The sequence below is a fragment of the Microbacterium sp. NPDC008134 genome (assembly GCF_042957055.1).
GTDB lineage: Bacteria > Actinomycetota > Actinomycetes > Actinomycetales > Microbacteriaceae > Microbacterium.
The window spans coordinates 417,275-436,136 of record NZ_JBIBHO010000001.1 but is presented as its reverse complement, the minus strand read 5'-3'; the positions used below and the strand labels follow the sequence as shown (position 1 = coordinate 436,136).

Here is an 18,862-nt window from a genome sequence, read left to right as displayed (position 1 = left end):
CCTCGGGAGGTCGGTCGGTGTCGGCGCCGGTCAGCGGCGGTGGAAGACGCCGGGTCGCTTCTCGGCGAAGGCTGCACGCCCTTCGGCGGCATCCGCGGTGGCGAACGTGATGCCCTGCATCTCGCGCTCGTAGGCGATGGCCTGGTCCTGCGGCAGGTTGAACGCGGCGCGCAGATTCGCTTTCGCGGTCTCGGCCGCGATCGGCGGGCGCGACGCGATGGTCGCGGCGAGCTCCTGGGCCCGGGAGAGCAGAGCGTCGGCGGGAACGACCTCGCTGACGAGGCCCCAGGCGAGGGCGCGTGGCGCGTCGATCGCGTCTCCGCTGAGCAGCATGAGGGCCGCGTTGCTCGCGCCGATGGAGTTGGCGAGCAGCACCGACATCCCTCCCCCGCCGATCCAGCCGAGTTTGATCTCGGGGGCCGCAAAGCTCGCGGTGTCGGCCGCGATGCGGATGTCGCAGGTCAGCGAGGCCTCGAGTCCTCCCCCGAACGCGTACCCGTTGATCGCGGCGACCACGGGCTTACGCAGCTCGCGCAGCGCATCGCAGTAGTCACGGCGGTTGCGGAACTCCCACGGCGTCTCGTACTGGTCGAGGGTCGAGATGTCGCTGCCGGCGCTGAACGCGCGTCCGGTGCCGGTGTAGACGACGGCCCGCACCTCGGGGTCGTCGTTGAGGTCGCGCACGATGCGCACGAGCTCGTCGCTCATCGCCTGGGTGACGGCGTTGAGCTTCGCGGGGCGGTTGAGCCGCACGGTCGCGACGTGCCCGTCGCGCGTGACGACGATCAGCGGCTCCTCGGCGGCGGTCGGGTCGGTCATGCGTTCTCCTCCTGCAGGCAGGTGGCGGTGAGCGCGGCGAAGCGCTCCCCGATCTCGTCGAGCACGTCGTCAGCGGTCCGGCGCCCGGCGACGGCGTCGCGCACGAGGGCGGATGCCGCGGACTGGAAGGGGATGTACCCGGCCAGGCGCGGGCGCACCCACGACGCCTCGATGGTCGACAGCGTGCGCGAGTAGAAGCCGTGCGCGGCGGCGTCGACCGCGGCATCCGTCCACGCGGTGCGCAGCCCGGGCTGGCCGTCGTGCGCGGGGATGAAGCCGCGTTGCGCCTGGTCGCCGAGCAGGTGGCGCAGGTGCGCGAGCAGGGCGGGCGAGGGCTCGGAGCGGCGGGTGACCGCGATGCCGGTCCCGCCGATCGTCGACCCGATCCGACCGTTCGCCGCCGGAACGCGGTCGAAGACGACGACCGGCGAGGCGTAGTTCACGTACCCGTAGACGAGCGGGATGTACCCGATGTCGCCGCGGTCACGCATCCGATCGAGCAGGCCGATCGGGTTGAGCGAATCGGTGCCCGCGGGCGCGTTCGTCGAGAAGCGCGTGAGCAGATCGAGGGCACGGAGCGCCACGGCGCGGTCGAAGAGGACGGCGCCGCGACCCGGGTCGTCACCGAGCGAGACCGCGATCGAGCACAGCGACAGGAACGCGTGGGGCCCGGCCAGGCTCGTCGCGACGAGACCGCGCTCCGCGAGCTCGAGCGCGTCGTCCCAGGTGTCGGGCACATCGGCGACGAGTTCGCGCCGCCGCACCGAGACCTGCGTCGCGGCATCCAGCGGCAGCGCCCACAGCCGGCCGTCGAGCGTGTACGAGGCGATGCTCGGCCCGACCGCGGCATCCGCCCATTCGTCGATCTGCCGGGCGTCGAAGAGGTCGTCGAGCGGACGGATGCTGTCCGTCGCGAGCGCGTCGCCGAGATGCGGGTGGTCGAGCACGAGCAGGTCGTAGCGACGGGCGAGCTCGTCGATCGGCGCGGACTCGAACCCCTCGAGCGACTGCACCTCCCAGCGCAGCGTGTCACCGTCGCCGAGGTCGCCGGCGGCCGCCGCGAGGGCGTTCCGGCCGCGCGGGTGATCCCAGGTCAGGCCGACGTAGTCGGTCACGACGGCACCGCCACCGCCACCGGCACCGCGGTCTGCGCCACCGCCCCGGCATCGAGCAGCTCCTGCGTGCGCTCGGGCGAGATGCCGAGCTCGGCGAGGATCTCGGCCGTGTGTTCTCCGGTCAGCGGGGCGCCCCGCTCGATACGGGCGGGCGTCTTCGCGAATTTGTACGGGAACCCGGGCGTCTTGACCCGCCCCTCGGTGGGGTGGTCGTACTCGACGAAGGTGCCGTTGTGGATGATCTGCGGGTCGTCGACGAGGTCTTCGTAGCCGTAGACCGGGCCGACCCACATGCCCGCGGGCAACAGAGTGTCGAGCCAGTGCTGCGTAGGCTGCGCGCGCAGGTGTCGGGCGACCGTCGCATAGAGCTCATCGCGGTGCGTCCACCCGTGCACCTCGGCGTCGAGGCCCGCGAACGACGGCTCGCCCAGCACCTCGCCGAGCTTGCCCAGGTCGGCGAAGCCCAGCGCGAGGAACCCGTCGCTCGTCGCGAAGACCCCGTACGGGGCGCGGATGTAGACGTGCGCGTTCGGCTCGCTGCCCCGCTTCTGCGGCACACCGCCCACGGTGTAGACGCTCAGCTCCTGCATCTGCAGTGTGGTGAGAGCGTCGAGCATGTTGACCGTGACGAGCTGCCCCTCGCCGGTGCGCTCCCGGTGCAGGAGAGCCGCGAGCACGCCCTCGAACGCGGTCGACGCGGTGACGGCATCCGCCAGGTACTGGCCCGCCGGCGTCGGCGGCTCACCGTCGCGCCCGGCCGACAGCATCGCGCCGCTCATCGCCTGCAGCAGCAGGTCCTGCCCCGGACGGTCCTTGTAGGGGCCGTCCTCGCCGTATCCCGACATCGAGACGTAGACGAGAGAGGGATTGAGAGCCGAGAGCGTCGCGTAGTCGAGGCCGAGGCGGGCCGCGACGCCGGGCCGGTAGTTCTGCAGGAACACGTCGGCGCCTGCGATCAGGTCGCGCACGACCTCGCGCCCGGCATCCGATTTCAGATCCACCGCGAGCGAACGCTTGTTGCGGTTGAGCGAGAGGAACGAGACGTTGATCTCGTTGCCCTGCGCGCCGCCGGCCGAGGCGAAACGCTGCCACTCGCCCGCGGTCGGTTCGACCTTGATGACGTCTGCGCCGAGATCGCCGAGGCGCTGCGCGGCGAAGGGGCCGGCCATCGCGATCGAGCAGTCGATGACGCGGTATCCGTCGAGGATGCCGCGGGCGGGGGTGTCGGACATGATCTACCTCTGCATGGGGTGGTCAGACGGGGGTGTCGACGCCGCCGGCGGTCGACGAGCGCAGCAGCGCGTCGATCAGCTCCACCGAGCGGGCGGCGACGGTGACGTCGGAGTTGTTCTCGGTGCTCGCACCGGTGATGAGGTCGATGAAGCGCGCGGGCGGCACGAGGCACTCGTACTCGCCCTCCCCCTCGGGGATCACGAGCTCCTCGCGGCGTCCGTCGTAGCGGCTGAGCGTGACCCGCTCGCGCTCGACGTCGATCATGAGCACGCCCTCGGTGCCGAACAGGCGGATGTCGACCTGGTACTTGTCGCCGTCGGCGAGCGTCGCCGCGCCGGACAGCGAGCCGAGCGCCCCGCCCTCGAAACGGATCACCCCCGCGTCGAACAGGTCGACGGGCGCACCCGCGGTGATCGCGCGACCGGCGACGGATGCCGCGCGCAGCCCCGTGAGCCAGAACAGCAGCGCGGAGGAGTGCGTGATCTGCCCGTGCGCATAACCGCCGCCGTGCTCGGGGCTCGACCACGTGGTCGGGTCGGGTGCGGTGTCGGAGTTCCAGCGCTCGAGCATGTGCGTCGGGTCGGTGCCGAACAGTCCGCGCGTCGGGGAGGCCATGTGGCACAGGGCGTACTGGATCTCGCCGATCGCCCCGGCGTCGAGCATCCGCTTGGCGGAGACCGTGAAGGGCTTGTAGTTCCAGCCGTAGGGCACGAGGAAGACGGTGCCGGCGCGCTCGGCGCGGGCGGCGAGATCCCACGCCTCGTCGGCGTGCAGGGTCATCGGCTTCTCGCAGAGCACGTGCAGTCCGCGATCGAGTGCTTGGGCGGCGAGCGGGTGGTGCAGGTCGTGCGGGGTGGAGATCACGACCGCGTCGATGTCGGCATCCAGCAGTTCGGTCGCGTCTTCCGTCGCGAACCCGAAGCCGAACTTCTCGCGCACGCCCTCGAGTCCGTCGCCCCTGCCGCAGACGCCCACGAGTTCGACGTCGTCGCGCGCCGCGAACAGCGGGAAGTGGTTGCTGGTCGCCCACCAGCCGGCGCCGATCGCGCCCAGGCGCACTTTCGCGGTCACGCGGCCCACCGCCAGGTGCGGATGCCGCCGCGATCACCCTCGACGACGCGCCCCTGCTGCACGAGGCGCTCGAGGTTGCCGGTCATCGGGAAGATCAGGTACTCGGCCGCAGACTCGGACCACGGCCCGAGATCGGATGCCGCGCGATGGATGAGTTCGAGCGAGGTGAGGTCTCCCTCCCCGACGAGCACGTCTTCGATGACGCGGTCGACGCGCTCGACGTACGCGAGCGAGTCGTCGAGGAACCCGGCCACCGCCGCGCCTTCGTACACGGGATAGTGCGCGGTGAGCAGCAATTCGGCGTCGAGCGTGCGCAGACGACGGATGCTGTCGACGTACGCGACCGTGTCTCGATAGGTGGGTGGGAAGGCGGCGCGCCCGTCGGCCGTCGGCACCGTCTCGCCCAGCACGGCATCGGAGATGAGGAGGGTGTCGTTCGCGGAGTCGTGGAGTGCGAGGTGGCCAGGGGAGTGCCCCGGCACCGCGAGCACCTCGATCGTGCGGTCGCCGAGGTCGAACGTCTCGCCGCCGTCGAGCGCCCGCGTCACCGGAACGAGACCGGTCGAGCGCCGCACCTCGGCGGTCGTCTCGGGCGGATCGTCGAAGCCGTCGCGCGCGGCGAACTCGCCGTAGCGCCCCGCGATGAGCGCCTCGACGTCTTCGGTCATGGCGACATCGGCGCGGCCGGCGAGGAACTCCACGTGCGGGGCGACGGCGGCGAGCGCCGCATTGCCGCCGGTGTGATCGAAGTCGCAGTGCGAGCTGATCGCCCACCGCAGGTCGGCGAGGTCGAAGCCCATCCGGTCGAGGGCCGGCAGCAGCGTGCCAGGCACGGAATCGGCGACGCCGGTGTCGAAGAGCAGCGCGCCTTCGGGACCGGTGAGCAGGTACATCGCGATGAAGCGCTCGCCGAGCGGGGCCTGGATGCGGTGGATGCCGGGACGCACCTGCATCACTCGCTCCAGGTGCCGTGGTCGATCAGGCGGAGCCCCGCGCGCTTCGAGCGCACGTGCGGACCCGCCGGTTCCTGCCAGGTGGCCTCGCTGCGTGCCTTGAGGATGAGCGCCTCGTCGACCTCGATGCCCACGCCCGGGCGGTCGCCGAGCACGACGCCACCGCCTTCGAAGGACTGATCGAGGGTGAGACCGAACGGCGACCCGAGGTCCTGCACCTCGGCCGAGAGGTGGTTCGGCACGGCAGCGGCCGCGGCGGTCACGGTGTGGTTCGCGGTGAGACCGACCGGGCTGACGGGCAGATCGCGGGCGTGGGCGGCGATAGCAACGCGCAGGAAGTGAGTGATGCCCCACACCGCGCCCGCCTGCACGATGTCGGCGCCACCGGCATCGAGGAGGGGACGGTACTGCTCGAGGCCGGTGAGGTTCTCGCCGGTAGCGACGGATGCCTTGATCGCCGCGCTCAGACGCGCGTGCCCCGCGGCATCCCATCGCCGCAGCGGCTCCTCGACCCAGGTGAGATCGATGTGCTGCTCCAGCGCGCTGACGTGCCGGACGGCCTGCTTGAGGTTCCACGACTCGTTGGCGTCGAGCATGAGCGCTGGCGCCGCTCCGTCGGCGCGAAGGACGTCGGTGAGGATGCCGAAACGGCGCAGGTCGGTGTCGACGTTGCGCCCGCCCTTGAGCTTGGCGGCGGTGTAGCCGCGCTCGCCGAAGCGGCGGTAGAGGGCGGCGAGCTGCTCGTCGTCGAGCGCGGCGTCGAGACCCGAGGCGTAGCCGGGCACGAAGCGGTCGCCGGCACCGAGAAGACGCCACAGCGGCTCGCCGGCGAGCTTGGCCTTGATGTCCCACAGCGCGGTGTCGAAGGCACCGATGCCGCCGAAGGTCGCGCCGCCGTGCGACGACTTGAAGACTCGCGCGAGCATGGCGTCGTAGAGGGTGCTGACGGCGCGCGGGTCCTGCCCCTCGAGGGCGGGGAACAGGCGCTCGAGATCGGCGTGCGATCCCATGCCGACGCCCTCGACGCCCTCGTCGGTCTCGAGGATCACGAGCGGCACGTCGGTGACGCCGGAAGCGATGAACCCGTTGACGTCGCCGACGGGGCGCCCCCAGTCGTGGACGGTGCGCAGCGTGCGGTAGCCGGTGATCTTCATGTCGCCCTTGAGTGTGAGAGATCGAATGTGAAAACAACATACATCATATGTCTGTCGTTTCGCGAGTGTCTCCTGCCGGGCCTCTCCCCCGGTGAATAGAGTGGCGTTCATGACCCCGCCCGCAGACGCCACCACCGCCGGTCGCGCACGCACCCCCATCGATCGCATCGGCGCGACCGTGCTCAACGAACTCGTCCAGTCGATCGTCACCGGCGAGTACGCGCCGGGCGACCTGCTGCCGCCCGAGAGTGTCATCAGCGTGCAGTTCGGCGTGAGCCGCACCGTCATCCGCGAAACGATGAAGCGCCTGCAGGAGAAGGGCATGGTCACCGTCGCCCAGGGCCGCGGCACACACGTGAATCCTTCGACGAGCTGGAACGTGCTCGACCCCTCCGTGCTCAGCGCCATGATCGAGAACGACTCGACCCTCGGCGTGCTCGACGATCTGAGCGTGGTGCGCGGTGCCCTCGAGGCCGCGATGGCCGAGTCGGCCGCCCGATCCGTCGACGACGATGCCCGCACCCGACTGCGCGAGAGCCTCGAGGCGATGCACGCGCACGTCGACGACTCGGCCGCGTTCCGCGAGGCCGACGTGCAGTTCCACCTGGCCGTGATGGAGCTCGCCGACAACGGCCTCGCCGAGAACATCGCACGTGTGCTCATCGCTCACGCCGTCGGCAGCGACCGCTTCACCGGCGTCGACCCCGCGCACGCGTTCGAGCTGACCCTCGCCGAACACGCGGCCATCCTCGAAGCGATCTCGGCGGGCGACGCCGAGGCCGCGCGCCTCGCGATGAGCGAGCACATCCTCGGCTCGTGGTCACGTCGGCGCCTGCCGTCGAAGAAGCGCTCCTGACGGCGAGCACGGCCGCCTAGCGGTCGAGGTTCGCGATCGCTCGCTGATAGGCGTCGAGATTCGCGCGGCGCCCGACCGCGACGGCCTGGACAGCGACGGCTCTGACTTCGTCGGGCGTGTACCGATAGACGAGGCGGTAACGCGGCTTACCGGAACCGTCCGGATCGAAGTACAGCTTGTAGCAGTCGCCGAGATCGCCGGTCGCGACGCGGGAGTCCAGCTTCACACCCGCGATCTTCCCGTCACGGACGAGCACGAGCATGTCGAGCGCCATCTTCTTCGTCGCCTGATCCGGAAGCGCGTCGATGTCGCGCTGGAAGCCGGGGAGGAGAGCCGTCAGCCGCAGCGGCACCGCCATCAGCGATAGTCGTCGGGGTCGAGCCCGAGACCGGACGCGACGTCGGAAAGCGCGCCGACCTCGCCGGTCTTGGCCCGTTCACGAGCCAAGTACGCGATCTCGAGATCCTCGATCGCCGGGATCAGGTCGACGTAGAGGTCGAACGGGATGACGACGCCCTCGGCTCGCCGGTGGCCGCCGAACACCATCGGGCGAGCGAGCGGACCCTCCGAACGGAATCGGCGCAGCGCGTCCGGCAGCTGCGTCCGCGCTTCGGAGGTCGGGATCACGGGGAGCGGCAGCGACGACGAGGTAACCATCCGGTAATCGTACTCCTTTTCGTGCGTAAAGTTGTACGAGTTTTCGATCGGATGGATGCCGAAGGTTGACTATCGTATTCACCGAACCAACCCCGTGCCGCTGCGTGAACGTCAGTCATGTGATGTTTGCTTGATCGTTTTCATAAGACGTAGTATGTTTCGACGCAAGGCCTGCACCCTCGGGTCCCTGCAGCAACTTCCCTTATCAATGTTGAGAGGATCGCAATGAAGCGAAGGATCGCCATCCCCGCAGCCATCGGCGTGGCGGCACTGGCACTCACCGGATGCGGCGGAGCGTCGCCGAACGGATCGACCGGCGGAGGCTCGGGCACCAGCGACAAGCTCGTCGTCTGGAACTGGGGCGACGCCGACGAGGCCGCGGCCGCATACACCGAAGACGTCAAGGCGGCATTCGCCGAGAAGCACCCCGACGTCGAGGTCGAGATCGTCAACCAGCCGTTCGACCAGTACTACACCCTGCTCGGCAGTGCGATCGAGGCCGGCACCGGCCCCGACGTCGCCCTGTTCAACGGCGGAACGCAGCTCAAGAGCCGCGCCTCGTCCCTCATCCCCGTCACCGACGAGCTCGCCGACCTCGAGGACACTCTCGCCGGCTGGCCCGCGTTCCAGGCCGGCGGCGAGACCTACTCCGCCCCGATGTTCCTCCAGGGCTTCCCGATCTACTACAACAAGGCGCTCTTCACCGAGGCCGGCCTCGACGCCGACACCCCGCCCCAGACCTGGGACGAGCTCGCCGCCGCCTGCACCGCGATCACCGAGAAGACGGATGCCTCGTGCTTCGCGCTCGGCAACAAGGAGGGCCTCGGCATCGAGTTCTTCCTCTCGGGCTTCGGCTCGGGCGTCTTCACTCCCGAGGAGTACGACGCCTGGATCGACGGCGAGCGCGACTGGACCAGCGAGCACGCCATGCAGGTGCTGCAGATGTGGGCAGACACCGCGGCCGACGGCTGGTACAACGAGGGCGCGAACTCCACCGCGATGTTCAACGACTCGTTCGACCTGTTCTCGGGCGGCAAGTCGGCGATGGTCATCGGCCTCATGAGCGGCACGGCGCACTGGAAGCAGTTCGACGAGTTCCTCGGCGAGGACCTCGGATTCATGATGCCGGTCACCGTCAACGACGGCACCACCCTTGCCCTCCCGGCCGAGGGCGGCATCGGATACGGCGTGCTCAACGAGGACAAGAAGGAACTCGGCGTCGACTGGATCAAGGCGACCGTCGACCACGACGCCCTCGCCGCGTACTCGCTCGCGGGCGGACAGATCACGTCCGACACGACCATCGAGCTCGACACCGACATCGTGTCGGCGAACGAGATCGTCGCGGATGCCGCGGGCAGCAAGCCGCTGCTGCACACCGCGCTCGAGGCCGAGACGCTCGACCTGCTGCACCGTCTCGGTCAGCAGCTGCTCGGTGGCGAGGTCACCGTGCAGGACGCCGCAGCCCAGCTGGCAGCGTCGGAGGGCTGATCCCTTGGCGATCGACACCACCTCGACCCGGACCCTTGTTCTCGCGAACAAGGGTCCGGGCCGCGGCCGCCGGGAACGCGGCAGCCGCCGTGATCTCGGCCAGCCGCTGCGCAAGAAGCCGTGGACGTCCGAACGGCTCGCGCCCTACCTGATGGTGCTGCCGGTCATCCTCATCCTCGCCGTCTTCCGGCTCTACCCGCTCCTGCTCGGCGTGAACTTCTCGTTCACCGGCAACAAGGAGCTCAACGGGCAGTTCGTCGGCCTCGACAACTACCTCACCCTCCTCGGCGACGCCCGCTTCCAGGCATCCGCCCGCAACGTCCTGGTCGTGCTGCTGTTCGTGCCGATCCAGGTGTTCGTCGCCGGTATCCTCGCCACCTTCGTCTTCCTGAAGATCCCCGGGCACCGCTTCTACCGCAGCGTGTACTTCCTGCCGGTGGTGCTCTCGCCGATCATCATCGGTGCGATCTTCAACATCCTGCTCGCCGCGAACGGCCCGGTGAACGGCGCCCTGAACGTCATCAACATCCCCGCCGTCGACTGGCTCGGGCTCCCCGCAACAGCGCTGCCCTCGGTGCTCGTCGTGCACATCTGGGCGACGTTCGGCATGGCGTTCACGATCTTCCTCGCCGGCTTCGCGACCCTCGACTCCGAGCTGCTCGACGCCGCGAAGATCGACGGCGCCAACCTCTGGCAGCAGATCGTGCACGTCATCATCCCCGGACTCAGCCAGACCATCCAGTTCGTGTTCGTCACGACCACGATCGGCATGCTCACCGGCCTCTTCGGCCTGCTGTACACGATGACCGCCGGCGGCCCGGGGGCGGCGAGCTACCTGCCCGAGTTCCTCATCTGGAAGCTCAACGGCGAGGCCCGCCCGGCACTCGCGTCCGCGGCATCCGTCTTCCTGCTGCTGATCGTGCTCGTCATCGGCCTGATCCAGATCCGCGTGCTGCGTCGCGCCACGAAGGAGGCATGATGCGCCGCGAACGCCTGGGCAAGTGGGTCATCGCCGTGCCGATGATGCTGCTCGCGATCGCCACGATCGCGCCGATGCTCTACGGCCTGAACATCTCGCTCAAGACGCGCAAGGACTACGTGCTCGACCGCCTCGGCGTCACGCAGACCTTCAATGTGCAGAACTTCTTCGACGCGTGGACCAACGCCGACATGGGCCGCTACTTCGCGAACACGATCATCGTCACCGTGTTCTCGGTCGCGATCCTGCTCGTGCTCGCGTCGATGTGCGGCTACGCGCTCAGCCACCTCACGTTCCGCGGCAGCAAGATCGCGTTCCTCGTCATCCTCGCGATGATGATGATCCCGTTCCAGGTGATCATGGTGCCGACGATCAAGGTGCTCAGCGACATGGGCCTGATCAACACCTTCCCCGGCCTGATCGCGGCGTATGTCGCGCAGTTCCTGCCGTTCACGGTGTTCTTCATGACCTCGTACTACTCGGGCATCCCGAAGGAGCTCACCGAGGCGGCCCGCGTCGACGGCAACGGACTGTTCGGTGTGTGGGCGCGCATCATGATCCCCGTCGGCAAGCCGGCGCTGATCTCGATGGGCATCCTGAACGCACTGTTCGTGTGGAACGACATCCTCATCGCGCTGCTGATCATGCAGTCGCCGCAGAACCGCACCGTCATGGTCGGCGTCAGTGCGCTGCGCGGTCAGTACCCCGACAACGTGCCGACGTACATCGCCGGCGTGCTGCTCGCGGTGCTGCCGATCATCGTCGTCTACCTGATCTTCCAGCGGCAGATCTCGGCCGGCGTCACTGCCGGAGCCACGAAGGGCTGATCCCATGAGCACCGACCGGATCGAGGTGTACGTCGACCCGGAGGGGTCGCCCCACGCCGACGGCTCGCACGGCTACCCGGCGAACGACCTGGCCCACGGCCTCGCGCTCGTGCGCGCGCGACGCGAGCCGGGCCAGCGGGCGGTGATCTGGATGGCCGGGGGCGAGTACCACCACCGGGAGCCCGTCTCGTTCTCGGCATCGGATTCATTCACCTCGGTGGTGGCGACGGATGCCGACAACCCGCCGGTGCTGCGCGGATCGGTGCGACTGACGGGCTGGCGCCCGGTGACCGTGAACGGTGTCGCGGCGTTCGCCGCCCCGTCGCCGCGTGCGGCGGCTCGGCGGCTGTACGTCGACGGGGTCGCGGCGGAGCGCCCGCGACATCCGCGCGAGGGTTTCCTGCGGGTGGAGGAGCAGACGGGCCTCGACCCCGCAGGCAGTTTCGTCGGCACGCTGTTCGACGGGGCGGCGGCGTTCCGCTTCGCCGAGGGCGACATCCCCGAGCTCGTGCAGGAGCGTGCGGTCGAGGTCGTCGTGCCGCACTACTGGGTGCAGGAACGGATGCCGATCACCGCGATCGACCGCGAGACCCGCACGCTCACGAGCTCGCTGCGCAGCATCTTCGCGCTGCGCGACGACGCCGTGAAGCTCTTCGCCCGATACTGGCTCGACAACGTCGCCGAACGCTTCGGCGAGGTCGCCGGCGAGTGGTACCTCGATGCGACGGGTGAACTCGTGGGAGCATCCGGGTCGCACGTGCTCTATCTGCCGGAGGCGGGTGTCGACATCGACGCGCTCGACGTGCGGATGCCGGTGATCGAGGCCTTCGTGACGCTCGACGGCACGGCGGATGCGCCGGTGCGTGAGGTGCGGTTCGAGGGGGTGCAGTTCGCTGAGGCGGACTTCGAGAAGGTGCCGCCCGCGGTGCCGCCGTTCGGCGTGCGCGAGGACCCGCAGCTGCCGCCCGGTGGCCGGTACGCGGCCGACGTGCAGGCGGCGAGCACCGTGCCCGCGGCGGTTCGCTTCGACTTCGCGCGGTCGTGCGCGATCGTCGGCGGTGGGATCACGCGCGTCGGCGGGTACGGCGTGAACCTCGGGTCCGGCACGCGTGGGGCGCTCATCAGCGGCGTCTCGTTCAGCGATCTGGGAGCCGGGGCCGTACGCTCGGGCGGGGGAATCGACGCCCTGGCCGCCGACTACAACCGGGCCAACGAGGTGTCGGACTGCACGATCACCCGCGGCGGCCAGGTGTACCCGAACGCCGTCGCCGTGCTCTTCCAGCACGGCTCGCACAACGTGATCGCGCACAACGAGATCAGCGACTTCCTCTACTCGGGCATCTCGGTCGGGTGGATGTGGGACTACCTGCACAGCCCCTCCGAGGGCAACCTGATCGAAGGCAACCACATCCACCACCTCGGCCAGGGGCTGCTCAACGACATGGGCGGCGTCTACCTGCTCGGGATCGCGCCGGGCACGATCGTGCGCGGCAACCACATCCACGACGTCGAGTGCGCGAACTACGGCGGCTGGGGCATCTACCTCGACGAGGGCTCGTCGCACGTGGTGATCGAGCAGAACGTGGTGCACGACGTGTCGAGTCAGGCGTACCACCAGCACTACGGGCGCGAGGTGATCATCCGCGACAACGTGTGGGCGTTCGGCCGCAACGGGCAGGTGTCGATCACCCGCCCCGAGGATCACGTGTCGTTCACGTTCCACCGCAACATCGTGGTGGGCGAGGGCATGCCCGCGTTCGTCGGATACCCGGACCACCGCGACCTGCGGCGGTTCGGGATCGACAGCGACCTGAATCTGTTCTGGGACGCGGCGCCTCTGGAGGGTGCGGCGCGAGCGGCGAACGCTCGGCGCGAAACGGGCTCGGATGGGCGAGTCGGCTTCGAGATCATCGAGCGCCTCGACGACGAGTGGGCGCGGCTCGGTCACGACCGGCACTCGGTCACGGCCGACCCGCTGTTCGTGGATGCCGCGGGGCGCGACCTGCGTGTGCAGGAGGGGTCGCCCGCCGAGGGGCTCGGTATCCGGGTGCCGGATGTGCGCGGGGCGGGGCCGCGTCCGGTGTCGGAGCGGCGGCATCCGTTGGTCGCGGCGACGTCGGTCGATCCATTCCTGCCGACGCAGGGATAGGCGGACGTAGGCTGAAGGGATGAACGCTCGCGCGCAGAATCCCCTGGTCTGCCCGATCTGTGGCGGGGCGCTGACGTTCGAGATCCTCGACGACGAACGCTTCCTCGTGGCGTGGTCGTGCGTGGAGTGCGGGTTGATCCGAGCGACCGAGCCGACGGGATAGTCCCTTCGTCATTTTCTTCGAACCTCGCTTGCGTTAACTTCGGATGCATGTTCGAATGAGCGTATGCGATGGCAGGGACAAACGGTCGGAGAGACGGATGCCGCGGCACTCCCCGGTCTCGAACACCGGTCGAGCGTGCTGCGGTCGGTGACGACCCCCGAGTTCGCCGGCATGACCTTCCACGAGGTGCTGTCGAAGTCGGCGCTGAACCATGTTCCGGGGGCGTCGCGCATGCCGTTCGCCTGGACGATCAACCCGTATCGCGGATGCAGTCATGCGTGCGTCTACTGCGTCTCCCCCGACACGCTCATCCTCTGTGTGGACGGGAGACAGCGCCCTCTGCGTGATCTGGAGATCGGCGACCAGATCATCGGCACCGAGCGCGACGGTGCCTACCGCCGCTACGTGCGCACGGAGATCAAAGCCAAGTGGTCGACGCACAAAGCGGCTTATCGGGTCACGCTCGCCGACGGCACCGAGCTTGTCGCGAGCGGTGATCACCGCTTCTTGACGGACAGGGGCTGGAAGTACGTCATCGATGCGGAGTCCGGTCAGCGACCGCATCTGACCACGAACAACCGGATGCTGGGGTTCGGAATCGGGCCTGCCGGGGCGAACATCGACCAGAGGAGCGTCGAGTATCGACGCGGCTATCTGGCCGGGATGATCCGTGGGGACGGAATGATCTTCCACGGCACATACCCCAGTCCGGAGAGGGCGCGAACGATCAACATGTTCCGCCTGGCGTTGATCGATCCGGAAGCTCTCGACCGCACGCGGGAGTTCCTCGACACTGAGGATGTGCCGACCAGGACCAGACCGTTCGCCGCGCAAACCGAGACTCGGAGCGCGGCGAACGCAATCCACACAGCTGCTCGCGCGGGAGTCGAGCGGATCGAGCAGCTCATCCTCTCGCCGGAGAAACCGAGCGAGAGCTGGTTCGCTGGATTCCTCGGCGGCATCTTCGATGCGGAAGGAAGTTGTTCGCGCGGAATACTCCGCATCTCGAACGGCGATCCCGACCTCATCCGTCTGATCGAGGAAGGCATGCGCGCTTTCGACATCCCCCACACCGTCGAGGGTGCCCGCGCGAATGGAGTCCGCAGCGTGCGCGTGACGGGCGGGCTCCCCAGTCGCCAGAGGTTCTTCGCGATCGCTTCACCTGCCATCACGAGAAAGCTCGACATCATCGGAACCGCGGTAAAGACGGCATCGGATCTTCGGGTCGTGTCGATCGAAGCCCTCGGCGAGGAACAGGATCTTCTCGACATAACGACCGGAACGGGCGACTTCGTCGCGAACGGTGTGATCAGTCACAACTGCTTCGCCCGCGGAACCCACGAGTATCTCGACCTCGACGGCGGATCCGACTTCGATTCGCAGATCGTGGTCAAGGTGAACGTCGTCGACGTGCTCGAGCGCGAGCTGCGCAAGGGCAGCTGGCAACACGAGACGGTGGCACTCGGCACGAACACCGACCCGTATCAGCGGGCCGAGGGGCGCTACAAGCTCATGCCCGGGATTATCGAGACCCTCGCCGCATCGGGCACGCCGATCTCGATCCTCACCAAGGGCACGTTGATCCGGCGCGACATCCCCCTGCTCGTGAAGGCGGCGCAGCGCGTGCCGGTCGACGTCCAGATGTCGATCGCGATGTACGACGACGCGCTGCAGAAGGCGATCGAACCGGGAACCCCGAGTACGCAGGCGAGGCTCGACACGGTGAAGGCCCTGTCGGATGCCGGCTTCCCCGTGACCGTCTTCCTGATGCCCATCATGCCGCACATGACCGACTCGCTCGCGGCCATCGACGGCGCGCTCGTGCGCATCAAAGAAGCGGGCGCGCGCACCGTCATCTACGGCGCCCTGCACCTGCGGCCGGGAGTGAAGCCGTGGTTCTTCCAGTGGCTCGCCGAGCACCGGCCCGACCTCGTCTCGTCGTACCGCGGGCTCTACCCCGGCGCCTCGGTCGAGGCGCCCAAGCCCTACCGGCAGTGGTTGGCCAAGCGCGTCAAGCCGCTGATCCGCGTGCACGGTCTCGACGCACGCCATGAAGACGATTACCCGCGGCGCGGATCACGTTCCGGGCAGGGGCATGTCGAGTCGATCTGGCGGCAAGACGGCGTGCAGAACGGGATGCCGAACGCCGGCCGTCCGAGCCCGGCCGTCACGTTCCGCACCACCGGTTCGGCGACGTCAGCACCCGCGCAGCCCATGTTGTTCTGAAGGCGGGCGGCGGCATCCGCTGGTCGGGGAGAAGGCCGCAGGCCCGTAGGCTCGATGACTATGGCGACCGGCTCCACCATCCACACCTTCGACGTGCAGCTCGCAGACACCGACCGCGGGGTCTACGAGGACTACTCGCTGCGGGTAGCGAAGCATCCGTCCGAGACCGATGCGTACATGATCACGCGCATCCTCGCCTATGGCCTCGAGTTCACCGAGGGCATCGGGTTCAGCGAGGGCATCTCGAAGACCGACGAACCCGCCGTGCTCGTGCGCGATCTCACCGGCGCGATCACCGCCTGGATCGAGGTCGGCGCCCCCGACGCCGAACGCCTGCACTACGGCAGCCGCCTCGCAGAGCGCACCGTCGTCTACACGCACCGCGACCCGGAGAAGGTCATGCTCCCCTGGGCCGGCAAGCGCATCCACCGCTCCGAGGACCTGCGCGTCTTCAGCTTCGACCCCGGATTCATCGACCAGGTCACGCCGCACATCGAACGCCGCAACACCCTCACCCTCACCGTGACCGAGCAGGTCCTCTACCTCGACCTCAACGGCACGAACCTCACGACCACGATCCACGAGCACGGGCTCGGATAGGTCGCCCGCGCACCACCCGCACGCGCTCCCGCACGCGCCCTGCGGAGGAGTTCTCGCGTTCCGCAGGAAGCATCCGCGGATCCGCTCCTGCGAAGTGCGAGTTCTCCTCCCGAACGTGCGCGCGCCCGCCCGCCCGAGGGGTCGAAAAAGGCCGGGTCGGATGCCTCCGACCCGGCCTTTCGTGACCCCTCAGCCCGCGAGGCTCAGCCCGCGCACCTCAGCCTCAGCGGGTGAGCGCCTCGGCGGTGGGCACGCGACCGGCGATCTCCTCGATCAGGTCGTCGTCGATGCGGGCGTTCTCGAACGGCGCGTCGATCTCGGCGCGGTCGAGCAGCTCGGTCATGCGACGCTGACGCTGACGCGTGATGAGCGTGACGACACGACCCGAGCGACCGGCGCGGCCCGTTCGACCCGAACGGTGCAGGTACGTCTTGTACTCGTCGGGGGCGTCGGCCTGCACGACCAGATCGATGTCATCGACGTGGATGCCGCGGGCGGCGACATCCGTGGCGACGAGCACGTTCACGCGACCCGAGCTCAGGCGCTCGAGGTTGCGCGTGCGCTTGGCCTGGTTCAGGTCTCCGTGCAGCGAGACGGCGGGGATGCCGGCGTCGTCGAACTGCTCGGCGAGCATCTCGGCGTAGGCACGGGTGCGGGCGAAGACCAGCGTCTTGCCCTCACGGTCGACGAGCGACGTGAGGATGTCGGCCTTGTCGCGGTGCTCGATCACGAGCACACGGTGCTCGATCGTGCCCGAGTCCTGGTCTTCACCGGCGACCTCGTAGACGGCCGGGTCGACGAGGAACTCGTCGACGAGAGCCGCGACCTCACGGTCGAGCGTGGCCGAGAAGAGCAGCTTCTGGCTGCCGTCGGCGGTGTGACGCAGAATGCGCTGCACCGGCTCGACGAACCCGAGCTCGCACATGTGGTCGGCCTCGTCGAGCACCGCGATGCGGCAGTCCGAGAGGTCGAGCTTGCCCTGGTTGACGAGGTCCTCGATACGACCGGGGGTGCCGATCACGATGTCGACGCCCTTCTTGAGCGCACCCACCTGGCGGCCCTGCGGCACGCCACCGTAGATCTGCGTGGTGAAGAGGCCGACGCTACGGGCGATCGGCTGGATCGTGCGGTCGATCTGCAGCGCGAGCTCGCGCGTCGGAGCGAGGATGATCGCGCGCGGCGAGCGTCCGAACTCGCGGCGCTTGCCGGCCTGCGACCGCAGCACACGCTCGACGAGCGGGGCACCGAACGCGATGGTCTTGCCCGAGCCGGTGCGGCCGCGGGCGAGAACGTCGCGCCCTTCGAGAACGGCCGGGATGCTGGCCGCCTGGATCGGGAACGGCGTCGCCGCGCCCATGTTCGCGAGGGTCTCGACGATGTTCGACCCGAGACCGAGGTCGGCGAAGGTCACACCGTCGACCTCGACGGCGGCGACGGACTTCGCCTCGAGGCGCTCGTGCACGACATCGTCGGTCGGCTCGAAGGCCGCCTTCGGCTTCGCGTTCCAGTCGCTGCGGTTCGGGCGCGCGTCACGACCGCCGTCGCGGCGCGGACGCTCGGTGCGGTACGCGCCGCCGGTCGACGGACGGCTGCGCTCGCCCGGAGCGTCATAGGAACGCTGCGTGCGGTCGCGGTCGAAGGCGCGGCGCGCGCGGTCGGCGTCGTAGGAACGCTCGGGACGGTCGGATGCCGCGCGGTCGTTGAACCGGGGACGGTCGCCGCCACGGTCGTCACGACGCGGACGCTCGTCGCGGTCGTACCGAGGGCGGTCGTTGCCGCGGTCGTTGAACCGAGGGCGGTCGCCGCCACGGTCGTCACGACGCGGACGCTCGTCACGATCGAACCGCGGGCGGTCACCGGCACGGTCGTTGAACCGAGGACGCTCGACACCGCGGTCGTTGTACCGGGGACGCTCGGCGCCCCCACGGTCGTCGCGACGCGGACGGTCGTCGAAACGACGGCCCGCCGACGGGCGGTCGTTGTAGCGGGGACGCTCAGAACCGCCCTCGAAACGGGAGCGCTCGTCGCGGCGGTGCGGCGCCTCGCGGCGGCCGGACTCGGCGCGGTTGCGGATGCTGCGGGCCTCGTCGCGGCCGGCGCGCTGCTGCGCGTCCCAGCGCTGCTTCGGAGCACCCGACTCGGCCTCGGCGGGACGGTATCCGCGGTGACCGGCGCTGCGGCTGCCCGGGCGACGGTCGTAGCCGGCCGACGAGAAGCGGCGGTCGCCGGCATCCGATCGTCCACCGCGTTCGTCGCGGCCACCGTCACGCGACGAACCACCGTGGTGACGATCGTGGAAGGAGGTCTTGTTCGCGCCGTAGCGCGGCTCGAAGTTGCGAGCGGCTCGTCCGCCCTGGGGCTTCTTGTTCTTGGGCATGTGTGTGTCTTTCGTTCTCGCACGAGAACAGCACGGCGCACGCGGAAAAGCACCCGTGGATCAGGGGTGCCGGACGCTCGAGGGCCGGGGCCATTCATGTGATGGTTGAATGCGCGTCGATGGACGCTCACCATCGGCCCCTGGACTCACACTTCAACACATAAAACGTCCGCGCACTGCGCGGGTGTCCGA

At 69.0% G+C, this 18,862-nt stretch carries 17 protein-coding genes; 8 read left to right on the top strand and 9 right to left on the bottom strand.

The annotated features are described in order from the left end of the window. Window positions 1–30 precede the first annotated feature (30 nt). From ACFY9N_RS02110 to ACFY9N_RS02085, 6 genes are read right to left on the bottom strand one after another with little or no spacing between them, the layout of a single operon-like run. Window positions 31–819 carry an enoyl-CoA hydratase/isomerase family protein gene (locus tag ACFY9N_RS02110; RefSeq protein ID WP_391476612.1) on the bottom strand — a complete coding sequence of 263 codons (789 nt, stop codon included), beginning with the start codon at window positions 817–819 and terminating at the stop codon, window positions 31–33. Next, the gene (locus ACFY9N_RS02105) at window positions 816–1,934 is read right to left on the bottom strand and encodes a hypothetical protein (RefSeq protein ID WP_391476611.1); all 1,119 of its coding nucleotides are present in this window, start codon (window positions 1,932–1,934) and stop codon (window positions 816–818) included. Before ACFY9N_RS02105 ends, ACFY9N_RS02110 begins: the two co-directional genes overlap by 4 nt. After that, entirely contained in the window at window positions 1,931–3,166 is a 1,236-nt protein-coding gene (locus tag ACFY9N_RS02100; protein ID WP_391476609.1) for a CaiB/BaiF CoA transferase family protein, read from the bottom strand. Before ACFY9N_RS02100 ends, ACFY9N_RS02105 begins: the two co-directional genes overlap by 4 nt. Before the next feature lie 22 nt (window positions 3,167–3,188). Continuing rightward, window positions 3,189–4,238, bottom strand: coding sequence for a Gfo/Idh/MocA family protein (locus ACFY9N_RS02095; RefSeq protein ID WP_391476608.1), 1,050 nt, complete (start codon window positions 4,236–4,238; stop codon window positions 3,189–3,191). Next, window positions 4,235–5,191, bottom strand: a complete 957-nt coding sequence (locus tag ACFY9N_RS02090; protein WP_391476607.1) for an MBL fold metallo-hydrolase — start codon at window positions 5,189–5,191, stop codon at window positions 4,235–4,237. The genes ACFY9N_RS02095 and ACFY9N_RS02090 overlap by 4 nt, the downstream gene beginning before the upstream one ends. Continuing rightward, complete coding sequence (locus ACFY9N_RS02085; RefSeq protein ID WP_391476606.1) at window positions 5,191–6,345, bottom strand: mandelate racemase/muconate lactonizing enzyme family protein; 1,155 nt, start codon at window positions 6,343–6,345, stop codon at window positions 5,191–5,193. Before ACFY9N_RS02085 ends, ACFY9N_RS02090 begins: the two co-directional genes overlap by 1 nt. A gap of 109 nt (window positions 6,346–6,454) precedes the next feature. Here ACFY9N_RS02085 and ACFY9N_RS02080 point away from each other — a divergent pair, with 109 nt between their 5' ends. Further along, complete coding sequence (locus ACFY9N_RS02080; protein WP_391476604.1) at window positions 6,455–7,201, top strand: FadR/GntR family transcriptional regulator; 747 nt, start codon at window positions 6,455–6,457, stop codon at window positions 7,199–7,201. Window positions 7,202–7,217: 16 nt separating this feature from the next. Here ACFY9N_RS02080 and ACFY9N_RS02075 read toward each other — a convergent pair whose 3' ends face one another. Beyond that, on the bottom strand, window positions 7,218–7,559 hold the full coding sequence (locus tag ACFY9N_RS02075) for a hypothetical protein (RefSeq protein WP_391476602.1): 342 nt from the start codon (window positions 7,557–7,559) through the stop codon (window positions 7,218–7,220). Further along, complete coding sequence (locus tag ACFY9N_RS02070; protein ID WP_391476601.1) at window positions 7,559–7,858, bottom strand: hypothetical protein; 300 nt, start codon at window positions 7,856–7,858, stop codon at window positions 7,559–7,561. Before ACFY9N_RS02070 ends, ACFY9N_RS02075 begins: the two co-directional genes overlap by 1 nt. Before the next feature lie 225 nt (window positions 7,859–8,083). On the opposite strand from ACFY9N_RS02070, the gene ACFY9N_RS02065 reads away from it, so the two are divergent. The 7 genes from ACFY9N_RS02065 (at window position 8,084) to ACFY9N_RS02035 (ending at window position 16,293) form a co-directional block, all read left to right on the top strand. Continuing rightward, complete coding sequence (locus tag ACFY9N_RS02065; RefSeq protein ID WP_391476600.1) at window positions 8,084–9,349, top strand: ABC transporter substrate-binding protein; 1,266 nt, start codon at window positions 8,084–8,086, stop codon at window positions 9,347–9,349. Between the two features lie 4 nt (window positions 9,350–9,353). Next, window positions 9,354–10,328 carry a carbohydrate ABC transporter permease gene (locus tag ACFY9N_RS02060; protein WP_391476598.1) on the top strand — a complete coding sequence of 325 codons (975 nt, stop codon included), beginning with the start codon at window positions 9,354–9,356 and terminating at the stop codon, window positions 10,326–10,328. Beyond that, window positions 10,328–11,155: a carbohydrate ABC transporter permease gene (locus ACFY9N_RS02055; RefSeq protein ID WP_391476597.1), complete on the top strand. Its 828-nt coding sequence runs from the start codon at window positions 10,328–10,330 to the stop codon at window positions 11,153–11,155. The genes ACFY9N_RS02060 and ACFY9N_RS02055 overlap by 1 nt, the downstream gene beginning before the upstream one ends. A 4-nt stretch (window positions 11,156–11,159) precedes the next feature. After that, window positions 11,160–13,304: a right-handed parallel beta-helix repeat-containing protein gene (locus ACFY9N_RS02050; RefSeq protein WP_391476596.1), complete on the top strand. Its 2,145-nt coding sequence runs from the start codon at window positions 11,160–11,162 to the stop codon at window positions 13,302–13,304. Window positions 13,305–13,323: 19 nt separating this feature from the next. Then, a complete protein-coding gene (locus tag ACFY9N_RS02045; protein WP_391476595.1) occupies window positions 13,324–13,467 on the top strand; it encodes a hypothetical protein in 144 nt (47 codons plus the stop codon). A 63-nt stretch (window positions 13,468–13,530) separates the two neighbouring features. Further along, window positions 13,531–15,693: an intein-containing Rv2578c family radical SAM protein gene (locus ACFY9N_RS02040; RefSeq protein WP_391476594.1), complete on the top strand. Its 2,163-nt coding sequence runs from the start codon at window positions 13,531–13,533 to the stop codon at window positions 15,691–15,693. Window positions 15,694–15,753: 60 nt separating this feature from the next. After that, a complete protein-coding gene (locus ACFY9N_RS02035) occupies window positions 15,754–16,293 on the top strand; it encodes a YaeQ family protein (RefSeq protein WP_391476593.1) in 540 nt (179 codons plus the stop codon). A 223-nt stretch (window positions 16,294–16,516) separates the two neighbouring features. On the opposite strand, the gene ACFY9N_RS02030 is transcribed toward ACFY9N_RS02035, so the two are convergent. After that, complete coding sequence (locus ACFY9N_RS02030; RefSeq protein WP_391476592.1) at window positions 16,517–18,670, bottom strand: DEAD/DEAH box helicase; 2,154 nt, start codon at window positions 18,668–18,670, stop codon at window positions 16,517–16,519. Window positions 18,671–18,862 lie beyond the last annotated feature (192 nt).